Origin of the sequence: Streptomyces sp. NPDC050423 (genome assembly GCF_040655445.1) — a bacterium.
GTDB lineage: Bacteria > Actinomycetota > Actinomycetes > Streptomycetales > Streptomycetaceae > Streptomyces.
Window position 1 is genome coordinate 1 of sequence record NZ_JBFAJY010000018.1, and the last position, 15,588, is coordinate 15,588.

Annotated in this window: 18 protein-coding genes and 1 riboswitch; of the genes, 5 read left to right on the top strand and 13 right to left on the bottom strand. The window is 70.8% G+C overall.

The window, feature by feature from the left end; genetic code table 11:
• Positions 1-112: 112 nt before the first annotated feature.
• The 4 genes from AB0I52_RS15580 to AB0I52_RS15595 all read right to left on the bottom strand — a co-directional run bounded on the left by AB0I52_RS15580 (position 113) and on the right by AB0I52_RS15595 (position 4,462).
• Positions 113-1,132 carry a hemolysin family protein gene (locus AB0I52_RS15580; RefSeq protein WP_363072755.1) on the bottom strand — a complete coding sequence of 340 codons (1,020 nt, stop codon included), beginning with the start codon at positions 1,130-1,132 and terminating at the stop codon, positions 113-115.
• The gene (locus AB0I52_RS15585; protein WP_363072757.1) at positions 1,129-2,466 is read right to left on the bottom strand and encodes a hemolysin family protein; all 1,338 of its coding nucleotides are present in this window, start codon (positions 2,464-2,466) and stop codon (positions 1,129-1,131) included. Before AB0I52_RS15585 ends, AB0I52_RS15580 begins: the two co-directional genes overlap by 4 nt.
• Positions 2,467-2,672: 206 nt before the next feature.
• Positions 2,673-3,098, bottom strand: a complete 426-nt coding sequence (locus AB0I52_RS15590; protein WP_363072759.1) for a GNAT family N-acetyltransferase — start codon at positions 3,096-3,098, stop codon at positions 2,673-2,675.
• Between the two features lie 83 nt (positions 3,099-3,181).
• The gene (locus AB0I52_RS15595) at positions 3,182-4,462 is read right to left on the bottom strand and encodes a cytochrome P450 (RefSeq protein ID WP_363072761.1); all 1,281 of its coding nucleotides are present in this window, start codon (positions 4,460-4,462) and stop codon (positions 3,182-3,184) included.
• Between the two features lie 383 nt (positions 4,463-4,845).
• Between AB0I52_RS15595 and AB0I52_RS15600 the strand changes: the two genes are divergently transcribed.
• Complete coding sequence (locus tag AB0I52_RS15600) at positions 4,846-5,073, top strand: hypothetical protein (protein ID WP_030921856.1); 228 nt, start codon at positions 4,846-4,848, stop codon at positions 5,071-5,073.
• A complete protein-coding gene (locus tag AB0I52_RS15605; RefSeq protein WP_363072763.1) occupies positions 5,070-5,441 on the top strand; it encodes a fic family toxin-antitoxin system, toxin component in 372 nt (123 codons plus the stop codon). Before AB0I52_RS15600 ends, AB0I52_RS15605 begins: the two co-directional genes overlap by 4 nt.
• A 72-nt stretch (positions 5,442-5,513) precedes the next feature.
• Here the strand turns inward: AB0I52_RS15605 and AB0I52_RS15610 are convergent, their stop codons facing one another.
• From AB0I52_RS15610 to bioB, 4 genes are all read right to left on the bottom strand, one after another.
• On the bottom strand, positions 5,514-6,218 hold the full coding sequence (locus AB0I52_RS15610; RefSeq protein ID WP_363072765.1) for a class I SAM-dependent methyltransferase: 705 nt from the start codon (positions 6,216-6,218) through the stop codon (positions 5,514-5,516).
• 130 nt (positions 6,219-6,348) lie between these two features.
• Positions 6,349-7,038 carry a dethiobiotin synthase gene (gene bioD / locus AB0I52_RS15615; RefSeq protein WP_363072767.1) on the bottom strand — a complete coding sequence of 230 codons (690 nt, stop codon included), beginning with the start codon at positions 7,036-7,038 and terminating at the stop codon, positions 6,349-6,351.
• A 1-nt stretch (position 7,039) separates the two neighbouring features.
• Positions 7,040-8,344, bottom strand: coding sequence for an adenosylmethionine--8-amino-7-oxononanoate transaminase (locus AB0I52_RS15620; protein WP_363072769.1), 1,305 nt, complete (start codon positions 8,342-8,344; stop codon positions 7,040-7,042).
• On the bottom strand, positions 8,337-9,530 hold the full coding sequence (bioB, locus tag AB0I52_RS15625; RefSeq protein ID WP_363072771.1) for a biotin synthase BioB: 1,194 nt from the start codon (positions 9,528-9,530) through the stop codon (positions 8,337-8,339). The genes AB0I52_RS15620 and bioB overlap by 8 nt, the downstream gene beginning before the upstream one ends.
• A gap of 142 nt (positions 9,531-9,672) precedes the next feature.
• Between bioB and AB0I52_RS15630 the strand changes: the two genes are divergently transcribed.
• Positions 9,673-10,815: an 8-amino-7-oxononanoate synthase gene (locus AB0I52_RS15630; protein ID WP_363072773.1), complete on the top strand. Its 1,143-nt coding sequence runs from the start codon at positions 9,673-9,675 to the stop codon at positions 10,813-10,815.
• 45 nt (positions 10,816-10,860) lie between these two features.
• Here AB0I52_RS15630 and AB0I52_RS15635 read toward each other — a convergent pair whose 3' ends face one another.
• Both AB0I52_RS15635 and AB0I52_RS15640 read right to left on the bottom strand, forming a co-directional pair.
• The gene (locus AB0I52_RS15635; RefSeq protein ID WP_363072775.1) at positions 10,861-11,067 is read right to left on the bottom strand and encodes a DUF397 domain-containing protein; all 207 of its coding nucleotides are present in this window, start codon (positions 11,065-11,067) and stop codon (positions 10,861-10,863) included.
• A 25-nt stretch (positions 11,068-11,092) separates the two neighbouring features.
• On the bottom strand, positions 11,093-11,953 hold the full coding sequence (locus AB0I52_RS15640; protein WP_363072777.1) for a helix-turn-helix transcriptional regulator: 861 nt from the start codon (positions 11,951-11,953) through the stop codon (positions 11,093-11,095).
• Positions 11,954-12,158: 205 nt separating this feature from the next.
• Between AB0I52_RS15640 and AB0I52_RS15645 the strand changes: the two genes are divergently transcribed.
• A complete protein-coding gene (locus tag AB0I52_RS15645) occupies positions 12,159-12,590 on the top strand; it encodes an ATP-binding protein (RefSeq protein WP_363072779.1) in 432 nt (143 codons plus the stop codon).
• Positions 12,591-12,615: 25 nt separating this feature from the next.
• Here the strand turns inward: AB0I52_RS15645 and AB0I52_RS15650 are convergent, their stop codons facing one another.
• The gene (locus AB0I52_RS15650; RefSeq protein ID WP_363072781.1) at positions 12,616-13,533 is read right to left on the bottom strand and encodes a LysR family transcriptional regulator; all 918 of its coding nucleotides are present in this window, start codon (positions 13,531-13,533) and stop codon (positions 12,616-12,618) included.
• Between the two features lie 72 nt (positions 13,534-13,605).
• On the opposite strand from AB0I52_RS15650, the gene AB0I52_RS15655 reads away from it, so the two are divergent.
• Entirely contained in the window at positions 13,606-14,262 is a 657-nt protein-coding gene (locus AB0I52_RS15655) for a LysE family translocator (protein ID WP_363072783.1), read from the top strand.
• A 34-nt stretch (positions 14,263-14,296) separates the two neighbouring features.
• Here the strand turns inward: AB0I52_RS15655 and AB0I52_RS15660 are convergent, their stop codons facing one another.
• Together AB0I52_RS15660 and AB0I52_RS15665 are read right to left on the bottom strand one after the other, a co-directional pair.
• Positions 14,297-14,770 carry a C40 family peptidase gene (locus AB0I52_RS15660; RefSeq protein WP_363072785.1) on the bottom strand — a complete coding sequence of 158 codons (474 nt, stop codon included), beginning with the start codon at positions 14,768-14,770 and terminating at the stop codon, positions 14,297-14,299.
• Between the two features lie 3 nt (positions 14,771-14,773).
• A riboswitch (cyclic di-AMP (ydaO/yuaA leader) is annotated at positions 14,774-14,970 on the bottom strand.
• A 305-nt stretch (positions 14,971-15,275) separates the two neighbouring features.
• On the bottom strand, positions 15,276-15,584 hold the full coding sequence (locus AB0I52_RS15665) for a hypothetical protein (protein ID WP_363072787.1): 309 nt from the start codon (positions 15,582-15,584) through the stop codon (positions 15,276-15,278).
• Positions 15,585-15,588 lie beyond the last annotated feature (4 nt).

Below are 15,588 nucleotides of genomic sequence, written 5' to 3' on the forward strand. Positions count from 1 at the left end.
CGCCACTCCCGGTCCTGCCCCGGGCCCGGGGCAGGACCGGGAGTGGCGGCCCCGAGCCAGGGCCTGTACCCATACCCAGCTCCCAGACCCGGCCTGCCCCGCCCCTCAGGGATCAGCGGGACTGCGCTCGTCCCACCAGTTCCCGGAGCACGTCCTCCATCGTCACCATTCCCGCCAGCCGGTCGTCCTCGTCGACGACCGCCGCAAGGTGCGTACGGCTGCGCCGCAGCGCGGTCAGTACGTCGTCGAGAGGCGTGGACGCCCGCACCCGGGCGATCGGCCGCATCGCCGTCACCGGGAACGGCACATCGCGGGGTGTGACATCAAGGGCGTCCTTCACATGGAGATAGCCCAGGATCCGCTGTTCGCTGTCCATCACCGGGAAACGTGAGAACCCGGTCTCGGACGAGAGCCGCTCCAACTCCTCGGGGGTCGTACCGACCCTCGTGTACATCACCCGGTCCACCGGCAGCACCACATCGCGTACTGGGCGGCGGCCCAGCTCCAGCGCGTGGTGCAGGCGCTCCGCCGCCCGGTCGTCGACCAGTCCCGCATCCCCGGCATCCTTGACCAGGCGGGCCAGCTCGTCGTCCGAGAAGGTGGCCGAGACCTCGTCCTTCGTCTCCACCCGCAGGAGTTTCAGCAGCGCGTTGGCGAAGGCGTTGATCGCGAAGATCACCGGACGCAGTGCTCGGGCCAGTGCCACCAGCGGCGGACCCAGCAGCAGCGCGGTCCGCACGGGCTCGGCGAGCGCGATGTTCTTGGGCACCATCTCGCCCAGCAGCATGTGCAGATACGTCGCCACGGACAGTGCGATCACGAACGAGATCGGATGGACCAGTCCGTGCGGCATGCCCACGGCATCGAAGACCGGCTCCAGCAGATGGGCGATGGCGGGTTCCGCGACGATACCGAGGATCAGGGTGCAGAGGGTGATGCCCAGCTGCGCCGCGGCGAGCAGCGCGGAGACGTGCTCCAGGCCCCAGATGACACTGCGGGCGCGCCGGTTCCCCTCCTCCGCCTGCGGCTCGATCTGACTGCGCCGTACGGAGATGAGGGCGAACTCCGCACCGACGAAGAAGGCGTTCACGACCAGCGTCATGAGGCCGATGAAGAGCTGTACGGCGGTCATCGTTCGTCCTCCGACGGCTCGTCGGAGCCGGGCAGCGGCGCGTGCAGCAGCGCCCGCGCGGCGCGGCGCCCGGAGGCGTCCACGACGTCGAGCCGCCAGCCGGCGAGCTCGACCGAATCACCCACGGCGGGGATCCGGCCCACTTCCGAGGCGATCAGCCCGGCAAGGGTCTCGTACGGTCCGTCCGGCACTCTCAGTCCGATCCTCTCCAACTGGTCGGTCCGGGCAGCACCGTCGGCCGACCACAGGGTGCGTCCGTCGGCGTCCTCGCCGGCCGGTGCGAGGTCCGGCGTCTCGTGCGGGTCGTGCTCGTCCCGCACCTCGCCCACCACCTCCTCGACGATGTCCTCCAGTGTCACGACCCCGGCCGTGCCGCCGTACTCATCGATGACGACCGCCATGGCGAGCTTGCCGGAGAGCCGGTCCAGCAACCGGTCCACGGTCAGCGTCTCCGGTACGAGCAGTGGCTCGCGCAGCATGTCGGCGACCCGCTTACGGGGCCGCTGCTCGGCGGGGATCGCCAGCACGTCCTTGATGTGGGCGACGCCGACCACGGTGTCGAGGCTGCCCCGGTACACGGGGAACCGGGACAGTCCGGTCGCCCGGGTGGCGTTGGCGACGTCCTCCGCCGTGGCCCGCACATCCAGTGCGGTGACCTGGACCCGCGGAGTCATCACGTTCTCCGCGGTGAGCGCCGACAGATTGAGGGTTCGGACGAAGAGTTCGGCGGTGTCCGCCTCCAGGGCACCGGCTTTTGCGGAGTGCCGGGCCAGTGCCACCAGCTCCTGAGGGCTGCGAGCCGTCGCCAGCTCCTCGGCGGGTTCGAGCCCGAAACGGCGCACGATCCGGTTGGCCGTGTTGTTGAGGTGGCTGATGAAGGGCCGGAAGAGGGCGGTGAAGACGCGCTGCGGAGTGGCCACGGCCTTCGCGACCGCCAGCGGCGAGGAGATCGCCCAGTTCTTCGGGACGAGCTCGCCGACGACCATCAGGAACACGGTGGACAGGGCCGTACCGATGACGAGTGCCACGGACGACGACACGCCGGCCGACAGCCCGACGGCCTCGATCGGTCCACGGATCAGTTTCGCGATCGAGGATTCGGAGAGCATGCCGACCACCAGATTGGTGACGGTGATGCCCAGCTGGGCCCCGGAGAGCTGGAAGGTGAGGCTGCGTACCGCCTTCATGGCGCTCGATGCGCCACGTTCACCCTGCTCCACGGCCTGTTCGAGCTGGCCGCGTTCGACCGTGGTCAGGGAGAACTCCGCCGCGACGAAGGCGCCGCAGGCAAGGGAGAGCAGTACCGCCACGAGCAGCAGAAGCACTTCGATCATCGGTTCACCTCCGTCCCATGATCGGGCAGGGACAGGGGGATCGCTCGGTATCGGCGATGTCGGCTGCTGGGAGGCTCGCCCATGGGCGGACGCTCACACCTTTCGTAAGGATCGACAGAGGAGCACCCATAGTAAAGGATCGGCAAAGTTGCTTGTGGAAGCTGGAGTCGCGCCGACGGATCCCGCGCGTGAGCAGCCCTCGGCCCTCATCCCCGCAGGCGTTTCACCCAGCGTCGCCAGTGGTCCTCGCGGTGGTAGCCGGCCGCGCCCCAGGCACGGTGCGCGCGCTCGTTGGCCTCCAGGACCATGGCGTCGACGCGTCGGCCGCCGAGTGCGGCGAACCGCTGTTCCGCCGCTTCCATCAGAGTGGTGGCGATGCCTTGCCGACGGTAGTCGGGGGCCACGGCCAGCCGGTAGGCGGAGCACCGCCACCCGTCGAAACCGGCGATGACGGTTCCGACCAGCACTCCGTCACGCTCCGCGAGGAGCAGGGCTTCGGGGTCGCGTGCGACGAGTCGTCCCACCCCGTCGCGGTCGTCGCTGATGCTCGTGCCTTCTGCCGCCGCACGCCAGAAGCGCAGCACGGCGTCGATGTCCGTGGCGGCGGCGCAACGTATGTGGAGATCACTCATCGGGTGAGCCAAGCAGAACGCCGCTCCGCACGTCGAACGAATTCCCACCCGATCACGCGCCGCGGGCGGGCCCCGCACCGGCCTCAGCGCAGGTGCACCGGCAGCGACTCGATGCCGTACACGATCGACAGCTTGCGGAACGCGAGATCCTCCGGTGGCGCGGCGAGCCGCATACCGGGAAACCGCCGGGCCATAGCCGGATACGCCGAGCGCAGTTCCATCCGTGCCAGTTCGGCGCCGATACAGCGGTGGATGCCGTGGCCGAAGGCGAGATGCCCCGCGGGGGTGGCGCGGTGCGGGTCGAACCCGCCGTCGTCCAGGACGTACGACTCGTCCCGGTTGGCGCCGCTCAGGGAGCAGAGCACCATGTCCCCGCGCGGAATGACGACCCCGGCTATCTCGATGTCCTGCCGGGCGAACCGGGGGAAGGCGATCTGTACGGCGGAGAGGTAGCGCAGCACCTCTTCGACGAACGGCACGGTCATGGTGTCGTCCGTACGCAGCCGGGTAAGGACATCCTCGTTCTGGAGCAGTACGAGGGAGCCGAGCGCGATCGTGCTGGCCGTCGTCTCGAACCCGCCGGTGAGTACGCCGTCGGCGAGGCCGGCGAGTTCCTCGTCGTCGACGCTGTCGCCGTGCTCCCGCACGATCATGCCGAGCAGGCCGTCGCCAGGCTTCGCCCGTTGCGCCCTGACGACCTCCCTGAAGTAGTCCAGTGATGCGGACATGGCGCCGAAGGGGGCGGTCGTTCCTTCGAAGAGGTCGAAGCGGTCCATGGCCAGCTGCTGGAAGTCGTCGCGGTCCTTGTACGGCACGCCGAGCAGTTCGCAGATGGTGAGGGAGGGGATGGGCAGCGCGAACTCGTGCACCAGGTCGACCGGGCCCCGCACGGCCTCCATCGCGTCGAGGCGCTCCTCGACGATGGCGTCGATCCTGGGAGCCAGGCGGCGGAGGCGGCGCATCGTGAACTCAGGGGTGAGGATGCGGCGCAGCCGCGTGTGCACGGGCGGATCGCTGAACCCGAGTCCGCCAGGGCTCTGCGCGGCGGCGATTCCGGCATTCGTTGCCAGGTGGGCGAAGTCCGTGCTGAATCCTTCGGCAGATCCCAATACTGCCTTCGATTCCTCGTACCCGGTGACCACCCAGGCGTCCATGCCGAACGGCAGCGAGACCTTGGACACCGGAGCGTCCGCCCGGGTACCGGCCAGTTGCCGGACCGGATCCAGGCCGTCCCTGCGCAGCAACATCAGCAGATCCTCGGGCAGCAGCCTGATCGTGGAGGACCCGATTCCGTGCTTCTGAATCCTGGCCAGGTAGCTGCGACCGAACCTGGCGGTGATACGAGAACGGAACGTCGTACTCAATGTGCACTCCATGAGTCGTCGCGGGATCTGGACGGTTGGCACGCATTCGACGCCGGACTTGTCCGACCGCGCTGACGTGCCTGCCTGACCCGGAATTATGACTACTTGTTCGGACGAGGGGGTGATCGGGTGGGGTATCCGTCGGTCATCTTTCGACCGTAGGCGCGCGAGGGCGTCGACGCCTGCGCCCGGCGGGCCTGCGGGGATGGGTCCGCGCCGGCCGGCGTTGACGAGTCCGGCAGCCTGCGGAGATGCGCCTGGCGGGCCGGGACACGCCCCCTGGGCCGGGCCCCGCCGAGGGCGATCCGGCTTCGGTCCGGGGGACGGGGCGTCTGCGCCGGCTCCCCTTGCCGATGCTAGCGATCCCGCGCTAGCGTGATGGGGTGCCCAAGACCCAGCTGAACGTTCGAGTGGACGAGGCGACCGCCGAGGCCGCGCGGCAGCGCGCGCTCCAGAGGGGGATGAGCGTGAACCGTTACATAGAGGAGCTCGTCAAACAGGATGCCGGCGAGGTCGGACACACCTTCGTCGAAGCAGCCGCCGACTTCATGAAGCAGTACGAATCGGTGTTCGCCGAGGAGTTCGGCCCGGAGCGCAAAGGCACCCGTTGAACCTCCGGATCCAGCTTTCCTGGCTGCTCATGGTCGCGGAGCACAAGACGCCCGGCGACCCCCAGGTCACCGACTGGGGCGCACTCGTCGCCGCCGTCGCCCGGCACGAGGCGGAGATCTTCGGCAGCGCCGTCTACAGCGACCCGCACTCCCGGGCCGCGTCGCTGCTGCAGTTGCTGTTGCACGTACCCGCGCTGGAACGGTCCAACGCGATGTTCGCCTCAGCCGTGGCCTACGGCTATCTCGTCGCGTCGGGGCTCAAGGTCATCACCTCCCCCGAGCAGGTGCGCGACCTGGCGCTGCTGGTCAAGGAGGGCAAGGCGGACGTCCGCGCCATCGCCGACGAACTCCGCCAGTGGAGCCTGTGAGCAGGTGACCGCACCTCCCGACCGCGCCTCCCGTGACCCGGTACGGACGCGGCGCCGGTCGACCGTGCGCGGTCAGCGGGCCACGCTCGGCCCCGGCTCCTCCGGCTGCGCCCCGGGCCGCCGCGCCACGCCCAGCACACAGGCGGACGTGGGAAGCCGGACACCGCCCTCGGGAACGCGGATGCCCCGATGCGTCCCCACCACGAATCCGGCCGCCTCGATCGCGGCCAGCGCGTCACGTGACGTGTGACAGCCACCGGTGAGCACCGGCCACAAGGTCGCGTCCAGCACTCGCTGCGTGGCGGCCATGGCCCTGTCGTCGGCCCGCACGTGTTCGAAGAAGCGCAGCTCACCGCCCGGTCGCAGGACCCGCCGGACCTCCGCGAGCGACCGCCGCACATCCCGTACTGTGCACAGCACCAAGGAGAGGACGGCGGCGTCGAACGTCTCGTCCCCCACCGGCAGGGCCTCCGCCGTACCCGGCACGACATCCACCGGAATTCCGGCGCCGAGCGCGGACCGTACCGCCAGCTGCCGCAGCGTGCGCTCCGGTTCGACCGCCACCACCTCGGAGACCGTCGACGGGTAGTGGGTGAAGTTGAGACCGTTGCCCGCACCGATCTCGATGACCCGCCCCGTGAGCCCGGACAGCAGCTCCGCCCGTACCCCGGCGAGGCCCGCGGTGGTCTCCGCGGCCACACTCATCCGGGCGTAGCAGCGGGCGAAGACGGGATGGTGCACCGCGTCCTCGGGACTCCTCGTGCTCCGCAACCGCATGACGGACCTCCTCCATGACAGAACTCTCGGCATGACGCGGCCTGACGCGCTCTCGGCCCGGCCTCTCAGCCCAACGTGTCATACCGGCCTCTCAGCCCAACGTGTCATACCGGCCTCTCGGCTCAGCGTGTCAGCCCGGCGGACGGACCCCGCCCAACGGTGCGGCCAGCCAGCTCCCGGCGCGCGCACGGAACTCCGCGGGCCGCAGCGATCCCGCACCCGCCGGGACCACGCCCAGCAGCGGCGCTCCCGCGGCCACCGGGAGGTCCGTCAGATTACAGCGCTCCGCCAGATCCGGTTCGGCGGGCATGCTGCCGACCACCACCCCGAGACAGTCGAGTCCGCGGGCGCGCAGGGCCTCCGTGGTCAGGGCCGTGGAGTTGAGCGTGCCGAGACCGGCGGGCGCCACCACCAGGACCGGTGCCGAAAGCAGCCGGGCCGCGTCCGCCAGGGTGCTCCCGTCGTTGTCGAACCGTACGAGCAGCCCGCCCGCGCCCTCGACCAGGACGAGATCGTGCTCGGCCGCCAGCTTCTCGGCCGCCTCTGCCACCTCGTACGGGCGCACCGGCGCGAGGCCGGCCAGTCTGGCGGCCGTGGCGGGCGCCAACGGCTCGGGGAAACGGGCCAGTTCGACGGCCGTCACATGGCCGCCGGCCAGCCGCACGACCTCGGCGGCGTCGCCCGGTTCGCCGGGTGCCAGACCCGTCTGGGCCGGTTTGAGCACGGCCACCCGGCGGCCCGCCGAGGCCGCCGCCACGGCCGCGGTCACGATCGTCTTGCCGATCTCCGTACCCGTACCCGTCACTACCAGAACGCTCATCTCAGCCCTCCCGCGCCGCCGCGCACACCGCGCGGCAGATCCGCGCCACGTCGTCGTCGCCGGTCACGTAGGGCGGCATGGTGTAGACGAGATCGCGGAACGGCCGCAGCCACACGCCCTCGCGCACCGCCGCCCGGGTCGCGGCCGCCATGTCCACCTCGTGATCGAGCTGTACGACGCCGATGGCGCCGAGCACCCGCACGTCCCGGACCCCGGGCAGTCCGGCCGCGGCGGACAGTCCGTCGCGCAGACCCGCTTCGATCCGCTTGACCTCCTGTTCCCAGTCCTGGCCGAGGAGCAGGTCGATGGAGGCGCAGGCGACCGCCGAGGCGAGCGGATTGCCCATGAAGGTGGGGCCGTGGGCGAGCACCGGGACCTCGCCGCGCGAGATGCCCTCGGCCACCTCGGTCGTGCACAGCGTCGCGGCCATCGTGAGATAGCCGCCGGTGAGGGCCTTGCCCACACACATCACATCGGGTGAGACCCCGGCGTGTTCCGCGGCGAAGAGCTTTCCCGTACGGCCGAATCCGGTGGCGATCTCGTCGAACACCAGCAGCACGCCGTGCGCGTCGCACGCCTCGCGCAGCACGCGCAGGTAGCCCGGCGAGTGGAACCGCATCCCGCCGGCCCCCTGCACCACCGGCTCCACGATCACCGCGGCAAGCTCGTCGGCGTGGTGGGCGATCAGTTCCCGCAGATGTGTCGCGTACGCGGCATCCGGCTCCGCGCCGAAACCGGCCGGGGGCTCGTCCGCGAAGACCTGTCGCGGCAGCGCCCCCGACCACAGCTCGTGCATGCCGCCCTCGGGGTCGCACACCGACATGGGCTGCCAGGTGTCCCCGTGGTACCCGCCGCGCCAGGTCAGCAGCCGCTGCTTGGCGGGCCGGCCGGCCGAACGCCAGTACTGCAGGCACATCTTCACGGCGACCTCGACCGAGACCGAGCCGGAGTCGGAGAGGAAGACGTGCTGCAACGGTTCCGGGGTGATCTCGACCAGCCGGGCCGCCAGCCGTACGGCGGGCTCATGGGTGAGCCCGCCGAACATCACATGGCTCATCCGGTCCAGCTGGCCGCGGGCCGCCTCGTTGAGCACCGGATGGTTGTAGCCATGCACGGCCGACCACCAGGACGACATGCCGTCGACCAGTTCGTCCTGCCCATGGGCCGGTTCGGCGAGCCGGAGCCGTACCCCGGACGCGGACTCCACGACCAGCGGCTCCTGCCGGCCCGGCATCGGGCCGTACGGGTGCCAGACGTGGGCCCGGTCCAGGGCGCGCAGATCCGCGGGGGAGAGCGGCTCAGGCATTGGGTGCGAGATCCGTCCCCGCGCCGCGACGGCGGACCGCCACCAGATCCGTGCGTGCCGCCGAGGCCTCCACGGGTTCCGCGGGAGCGGCCTCCGCCTCCGGACCGTCGCCGCAGGGTGCACAGCCGCCGGAGTGCGAACCGCACCCGTCCGCGTGCGAACCGCAGCCGCCTCCCGCATCCGCGCGGTGCCGTGGGAGCGTGGTCGTACCCGCTCCCTCGACCTCGAAACCGGCGTCCGCGATCATGTCGAGGTCGGTCTGCCCGGCCTGGCCCTCGCTCGTCAGATAGTCGCCCAGGAAGATCGAGTTGACCAGGTGCAGGGCGAGCGGCTGCATCGAGCGCAGATGCACCTCACGCCCGCCCGCGAGCCGTACTTCCACATCCGGGCAGACGAACCGCACCATCGCCAGGATTCGCAGGCAGCGCTGCGGAGTCAGGTTCCACTCCTTGGCGAGCGGGGTCCCCTCGAACGGGATCAGGAAGTTGACCGGCACCGAGTCGGGGTCCAGCTCGCGCAGCGCGAACACGACGTCGACCAGATCGGAGTCGCTCTCACCCATTCCGGCGATCAGCCCCGAGCACGCGGAGAGACCTGCCGCCTGTGCCTGGTGGACCGTCTCCACCCGGTCCGCATAGGTGTGGGTGGTGGTGATCTCCCCGTACGTCCCCTCGGACGTGTTGAGGTTGTGGTTGTACGCGTCGGCCCCGGCCGACCGCAGCCGGCCGGCCTGCCCGTCGGAGAGCAGACCGAGGCAGGCGCAGACCTCGACGCCCTCGTTCTGTTCCTTGATCGCCTCGATGGTCCGGGACACCCGGTCGACGTCCCGGTCGGTCGGACCCCGGCCGCTGGCCACCAGGCAGACGCGCTTGGCGCCGCCCGCCACCCCGGCGGCGGCAGCCTTCGACGCCTCGTCGGGCTTCAGCCAGGTGTACTTGAGGATCTCGGCCTTGGAACCGAGCCGCTGCGAACAGTACGAGCAGTCCTCGGGGCAGAGCCCCGACTTCAGATTGACCAGATAGTTCAGCTTCACGCGCCGCCCGAACCACTGGCGGCGTACCTTTCCGGCCGCGGCCACCACGTCGAGCAGATCGTCGTCCGGGGTCGCCAGTACGGCGAGCGCTTCTTCACGGGTCGGCAGCTCGCGCCGCAGTCCCTTGTCCGCCAGCGTGTTCAGGAGGTCCATGGCAACGATCCTGACGCACGGCACGCCTTCGAGCCAAGGAAGAACCGGACAACACAGAGGCGTGAGGGTGTGTGCATGGCCACACCCTGCCCGGCTTCGGCCCCGGTTAAGGTCTGTGAGTTGCCTACAAAAGGGACCGCCCATGCCGTTCGCCCCGTTCGACTGGATCGACGACGAGGCGCGCCGCCGTGCGGACACCGGACTCGTCCGGACGCTCCGGCCCAGGCCCGCCGAGACGGAACTGCTGGATCTCGCGAGCAACGACTACCTCGGCCTGACCAGGCACCCGGAGGTGACCGCGGCAGCGGCCGACGCGGCGCACCGCTGGGGTGCGGGGGCCACCGGATCCCGCCTGGTCACCGGTTCCACGGTGCTGCACGCCGAGCTCGAACGGGAACTGGCCGATTTCTGCGGTTTCGAGGCGGCCCTCGTGCTGTCCTCCGGCTACGCGGCCAACCTCGCCGCCCTCACCGCCCTCACCGGACGGGGTTCCCTGATCGTGTCGGACGCGGGCAATCACGCCTCGATCGTCGACGGCTGCCGGCTCTCCCGGGCCGAGACCGCCGTCGTGCCGCACGCCGACCCCGACGCCGTGCGCAAGTCCCTGCACGCGCACGACGGCAGGGCGCTGGCGGTCACCGACTCGGTCTTCTCCGTCGACGGCGACGCCGCGCCGCTGGCCGCCCTGGCGGAGGTCTGCCGTGACGAGGGCGCCGCACTGCTCGTCGACGACGCGCACGGTCTGGGGGTGCTCGGGGAAGGCGGTCGCGGCGCGCTCGCGGCCGCCGGCCTCGCGGGCGGCGACGGCGTCGTCGCCACGCTCACCCTCTCCAAGTCCCTGGGCAGCCAGGGCGGCGCGGTCCTCGGCCCCGCCCGTGTCATCGACCACCTGGTCAACACCGCGCGTACGTTCATCTTCGACACCGGACTCGCCCCCGCCGCCGCCGGCGCTGCACTCGGCAGCCTGCGGCTGCTGCGCCGCGAACCGGAACGGGCGGGCCGGGCCCGTGCGGTGGCCACCGCGCTGTACGGACAGCTGACCGCGGCCGGTCTGACCGCCGTGCGGCCCGACGCGGCCGTGGTCTCGGTACGCGCGCCGTCGGCCGACGCCGCGGTCCGCTGGGCGGCCGACTGCCGTACGGCCGGTATGGCGGTCGGGTGCTTCCGGCCGCCCTCGGTGCCGGACGGTATCTCCCGGCTGCGGCTGACGGCACGCGCCGACCTGACGGACGAGCAGATCGCGACCGCGGTCGCGACCGTACGGCGGACCGCTCCGGACGCCTGAGACGGCACGGCCGTCGTCCGGCGCCGTGACCGGTCCGCCGCCCCGTCAGCGGACCGAGCCGAGGCTCAGACCGGAGACGAAGGAGGCCCAGGCCGTGGCCGAGAACTGGAGCGGTGGCCTGGACACGTCCTTTGAGTCGCGCACGGCCAGCCGCCTGCCGCCGAACGGCGCGGCTTCCACGCAATTGTTCATTCCCGTGCTGCGGCTGCTGCGCCGCCAACGTAACGCGTGCTGTGCGAGGCAATCCGACATGACGCCCCCCTCGGGCAGTCCGTAGTTACTGACCGGCGCGGTCGATCGCGGCGATCAGGTCCAACGAGTGCTCCGGCGACAGCGCGTGCGCCTGCAGAGTGCGGAAGGCCGAGCTGTACGCCTCAAGGTCTTCTTTCCGCTCCAGGTAGAGGCTACTCGTCAAATGGTCAAGAACGACCACATCCAGATCAGAAGTGCTCGGAAATGAGAAGATAACGAAAGGTCCGGTGAGGCCGACATAGCCGCCGACCGTGAAGGGCAGCAACTGAAGTTGCACATGGGGAAGTTGGGCCAGCCGGATGAGATGGCGCAATTGCTCCCTCATCACCCGGCGGCCGCCGACCGCGCGCCTCAGCACCGCCTCGTCGAGCACCGCGCTCAGCCTCAGCGGCGGATCGCTCCGGAGTACCCCCTGCCGGGCGAGCCGCACCTCCACCAGTGAGTCCAGCTGGCCGGCCGGCAGCCCGTCCAGCGAGGCCCGGGTCACCGCCCGTGCGTAGTCGGCGGTCTGCAACAGGCCCGGCACCACCGAGGTCTCCAGCGTGCGGGCGGTGCGCGCCTGTGACTCCAGGCTGATGAAGTCGCGGTACTGGGACGGGATGAGGCCGCGGTAGGCATGCCACCAGCCCGCGCCGCCACCGCCCGCCGAACCGGCGAGCGCCTTCAGAACCTCCCGCAACTGCCGGTCGTCCACGGCGTACGCGTCCAGCAGCCGGGTGACGTCCGCCGGCCGCACCCCACTGACACCCGTCTCGATCCGGCTCACCTTCGACTGGTGCCAGCCGAGCAGTTGCGCGGCTTCCCGGCTGGTGAGTCCGGACGTATGGCGCAGACTCCGCAGCTCCTCCCCGAGCTTGCGGCGTCGCACCGCAGGGCCGTGCTGCATGTGGTGCCTCCCTCCCACTCGCTGCCGAGCGGACAGTGTGCCGCTCCCGCACGGCATCCAGCGAAGAGTTCACCGCTTTGAGCGACAGATATATGCATATCTTGGTGGATCGTCGTCACAGAGGGCAGCATCAATGGCAATCTGGCGCGAAGCACAGCACGGACCGATCGCGGGTCGGTTCCGGGTGGGAAAGGGGCGGCCGGCCATGGCGGACCATCAAGAGGCAAGCGTCACTCTGCCGAGCGAGCCGGTCTCGGTCTCCGCGGCCCGGAGGTATGTGGCCCGGGTGCTGGCCGAATGGGGACTGCCCGACGGGTACGAGGCCGCGGACACCATCCGGCTGATCGTCTCGGAGCTCGCGACCAACGCGGTCCAGCACACGTTCGGCCAGTCGCCCACCTTCACCGTGGACCTACGGCTGGAGCGCGAGGAGCAGCTGTATCTCGGGGTGACGGACAGTCACCCCCGCTGGCCCCAGCGGCTGCCCGCCGCCGTCCAGCAGGACAACGGGCGCGGCATGGTGATCATCCGCTCCTTGGCCAAGGAGTACGGCGGCCGGCTGACCGTCACACCCACCGCCGACGGCGGCAAGACCGTCTGGATCACCCTCCCCTGGAACGTCCCCGTCCAGGGCTGACCGGACCAGTGCCCCGCGGCCCGGGTCACTGCGGCGCGGCGGCCCGGCCGAATCCGCTGCGCAACAGGGCCCGCAGGGTCGCCGCCGCGGCGCTCGACCGGTCACCGCGGTGCACCACCGAGATCGTCCGGCGGAACGCGGCGGGCTCCAGCCTCCGCACGGACAGTGGCGTCGGTGACATTGCCGCGACCATCTCGGGAACCACCGCGATCCCGATGCCCGCGCTGACCAGGGCGCACACCAGCGCGTAGCCCGGCGACTCGCAGACCACCGCGGGCAGAGCGCCCGCCTCGGCCAGCGCGTTCTCCACCCCGCGCCGCGGCGGATGCGTGGGCGCGCTGCTGATCAGCGGCCGGCCCGCCAGGTCCGTCACAGGAAGCCGCCCGCTGCCGTCGGCCAGGACCTGCCCGACGGCGGTGATCAGCACCAGTTCCTCGACCAGCAGGGGCTCGGCACTGACGCCCGTGGGCAGAGGCGTCGCGGCGGCCGGTTCGTACGCGTGCGTCAGCGCGAGATCGACCTCGCCCGCCGCCACCGCGGCAACCCCGCCCGGCGGCTCGTACTCCGTGACGACCAGTTCCACATCCGGGTGCGCCCGGCGGAAGGCGCTCAGCACGGGAGGCAGCAGATGGATGCCGGCCGTGGTGAAGGTGCCGACCCGCAGGCGCCCGCCGGAGAGCCCGGCCAGGCGGGCCAGCTCGTGTCGGGCCTGGTCCATCTCGTCCAGGACCCGCCGGGCCCGGCCGGCGAGCAGCTCGCCCGCGGCGGTGAGACGGGCGCCCCGGTGGTGCCGGACCAGCAGCGCGGCACCGGCCTCCCGCTCCAGCTTGGCGAGCTGCTGGGAGAGCGCGGGGGCGGTATAGCCCAGGCGGGCGGCGGCCCTGGTGATGGAGCCGGCCTCGGAGACCGCCACCAGCGCCGCGAGCCGCGTCGGGTCGTACATTAAGCATTCCTTTTGGCAGACCCACGAGATTGCAAGTACATGCTAAAGGCCATTCGGGTCCAGTGTGGAGCCATGGACGCCCAACTGACCGCCTTCCTCGGAGTCGCCGCCGCCATGGTCGCGCTGCCCGGAGCGGATTTCACCGTCGTCGTACGCAACGCCCTCGCCTCGCGGTCGGCGGGGGTGGCGACCGCGCTCGGTGTTGCCGGGGGCCTGCTCGTCCACACCGCGCTCGCCGTCGCCGGACTGGCCGCCGTGCTGGTGGCGGTGCCGGTGCTGTTCCGTACGGTTCAGCTCCTCGGCGGGGCGTACGTGCTCTACCTGGGCGTCAGCGCGCTGCGCTCCGCCCGGCGCCGCGACGACGGGCGGGCGCACGCCGCCGAAACCGCGGTGGACCGGCCGGATGACGGGCAGGCCGACATCGGGACCCGACGCGCACTGCGCCAGGGCTTTCTGACCAACGCCCTGAACCCCAAGGCGCCGGTGCTCTTCCTCAGCCTGCTTCCGCAGTTCGTCCCCGCCGGGGCCGAGCCGCTGCCCAGGACACTGCTGCTCGCCGCGATCGTCGTGCTGCTCGCACTGATCTGGTTTCCGGCCGTGGCGCTCCTGGTGGACCGCCTGGGCCGGTGGCTGCGCCGGCCGCGCACCGCCCGTGCGATCGAGGGCGGCAGCGGCGCGGCACTCACCGCGCTCGGGGCGGTGCTGGTGACCGGCACCCTGCTGCACTGATCTCAGGTGCGGATCCGGTGGCAGGGCGGCGGCGTCAGCTGACCCGCCCGTAGTAGACACTCTTCGTCCAGATCTTCTCCAGCCGCACCACTGCGCCGGTCTTCGGCGAGTGCCAGATCTTGCCGCTGCCCGCGTAGATGCCCACGTGGAAGACGCTGCGGCCGGAGTGGAAGAAGACCAGATCGCCGCGTTGCCGCTTCGAGGCAGAGATGTGGCGGGTCTTGTTGTACTGCTGCTGGGCCGTGCGCGGGAGCTTCTTGCCCGCCTTCTTGAACGAGTACAGCGTCAGCCCCGAACAGTCGAAACGGCTGGGGCCGGTGGCGCCCCACCGGTACGGCGATCCCTTCTTCGACGCGGCGATGTTGAGCGCCTTCATCGAATGAGTCGCGGCCTCGGCGTCGGTCACGGCGCCTGGGACGAACAGCGTGCCGCCGACGGCGGCGAGAGTCATGACCGAGGCCGTGGCGGCCCGGCCGAGCAGAGACGGGACATGAACCTGCGCACTCATGCGCAACCCTTCGTCAGCCGCCTGTGAAGGATGACCTGTCGGGTTCGGGCTGGCGAAGTTGCCCGGCCGCACAAGGCGGCTTCACCCCGAGGGGCAACCGGAGGTCCGGTCGGCCCGTTGTGCTCGGGTCCTCCACTCCTGCCGATCCACTCCTGTCGACCAGGCATCCGGACAGCGGCAGGACTCGGCGTCCGCCCGGACCGCCCCGCCGCGGTGGCGGGGGCTTGTCGTCCCAGGGATCTTGACTCACCGAACGCCGGATTTCCGAGGTGAAACGGTGATATGTGAGGCTCGTCACGACTGGCCTGTTCGGGTGGACAGTGGGCCATTCGTGGAGTCGGTGGACCTCCACCGCCGTTGCCGTACCAGCGGCGGAAGGGGAGATTTCACCCATAGTCCACCTCGAAAGCGCAAGTTGAGCTGTCCCTCGTGCGAGGTATCACCTACGCCGAACGAGCGAGATAATTCGGTCCACCCGTCGGGCGTGTCGGCGCAAGGGAGTTGATCAACTCGTCTGGGCCGGCGGCACGGTGACCCGCCCGGCGCGACGCTCGCCGTCCAGTACCCGTAGTGCCCGCGCCAACGTGGCGGAGTGGATCCGGGCTTCGCCCCGCTCATGCATCAACGCGAGCGCGTCCCGCAGTGCCGCGGCGTGCGAGGCGAGCGCCTGCGCGGCGCGCAGGGCCCGGTAGGTGTCGTCGGCGCGGGCCGGATTGATCCGCCCCACCTGGTCGATGACTTGCAGATAACGGTCGATGAACTCGCCCTCCGCGCGGGTCAGGGCGGGCAGCGGCGGGAACTCCGGTGGCTGCATCGGC

Coding starts and splice junctions, on each gene's coding strand:
- AB0I52_RS15580 (WP_363072755.1), bottom strand. CDS start 1,132: ATGACCGCCGTACAGCTCTTCATCGGCCTCATGACGCTGGTCGTGAAC.
- AB0I52_RS15585 (WP_363072757.1), bottom strand. CDS start 2,466: ATGATCGAAGTGCTTCTGCTGCTCGTGGCGGTACTGCTCTCCCTTGCC.
- AB0I52_RS15590 (WP_363072759.1), bottom strand. CDS start 3,098: ATGAGTGATCTCCACATACGTTGCGCCGCCGCCACGGACATCGACGCC.
- AB0I52_RS15610 (WP_363072765.1), bottom strand. CDS start 6,218: ATGCGGTTGCGGAGCACGAGGAGTCCCGAGGACGCGGTGCACCATCCC.
- bioD (WP_363072767.1), bottom strand. CDS start 7,038: ATGAGCGTTCTGGTAGTGACGGGTACGGGTACGGAGATCGGCAAGACG.
- AB0I52_RS15620 (WP_363072769.1), bottom strand. CDS start 8,344: ATGCCTGAGCCGCTCTCCCCCGCGGATCTGCGCGCCCTGGACCGGGCC.
- bioB (WP_363072771.1), bottom strand. CDS start 9,530: ATGGACCTCCTGAACACGCTGGCGGACAAGGGACTGCGGCGCGAGCTG.
- AB0I52_RS15630 (WP_363072773.1), top strand. CDS start 9,673: ATGCCGTTCGCCCCGTTCGACTGGATCGACGACGAGGCGCGCCGCCGT.
- AB0I52_RS15635 (WP_363072775.1), bottom strand. CDS start 11,067: ATGTCGGATTGCCTCGCACAGCACGCGTTACGTTGGCGGCGCAGCAGC.
- AB0I52_RS15640 (WP_363072777.1), bottom strand. CDS start 11,953: ATGCAGCACGGCCCTGCGGTGCGACGCCGCAAGCTCGGGGAGGAGCTG.
- AB0I52_RS15645 (WP_363072779.1), top strand. CDS start 12,159: ATGGCGGACCATCAAGAGGCAAGCGTCACTCTGCCGAGCGAGCCGGTC.
- AB0I52_RS15650 (WP_363072781.1), bottom strand. CDS start 13,533: ATGTACGACCCGACGCGGCTCGCGGCGCTGGTGGCGGTCTCCGAGGCC.
- AB0I52_RS15655 (WP_363072783.1), top strand. CDS start 13,606: ATGGACGCCCAACTGACCGCCTTCCTCGGAGTCGCCGCCGCCATGGTC.
- AB0I52_RS15660 (WP_363072785.1), bottom strand. CDS start 14,770: ATGAGTGCGCAGGTTCATGTCCCGTCTCTGCTCGGCCGGGCCGCCACG.
- AB0I52_RS15665 (WP_363072787.1), bottom strand. CDS start 15,584: ATGCAGCCACCGGAGTTCCCGCCGCTGCCCGCCCTGACCCGCGCGGAG.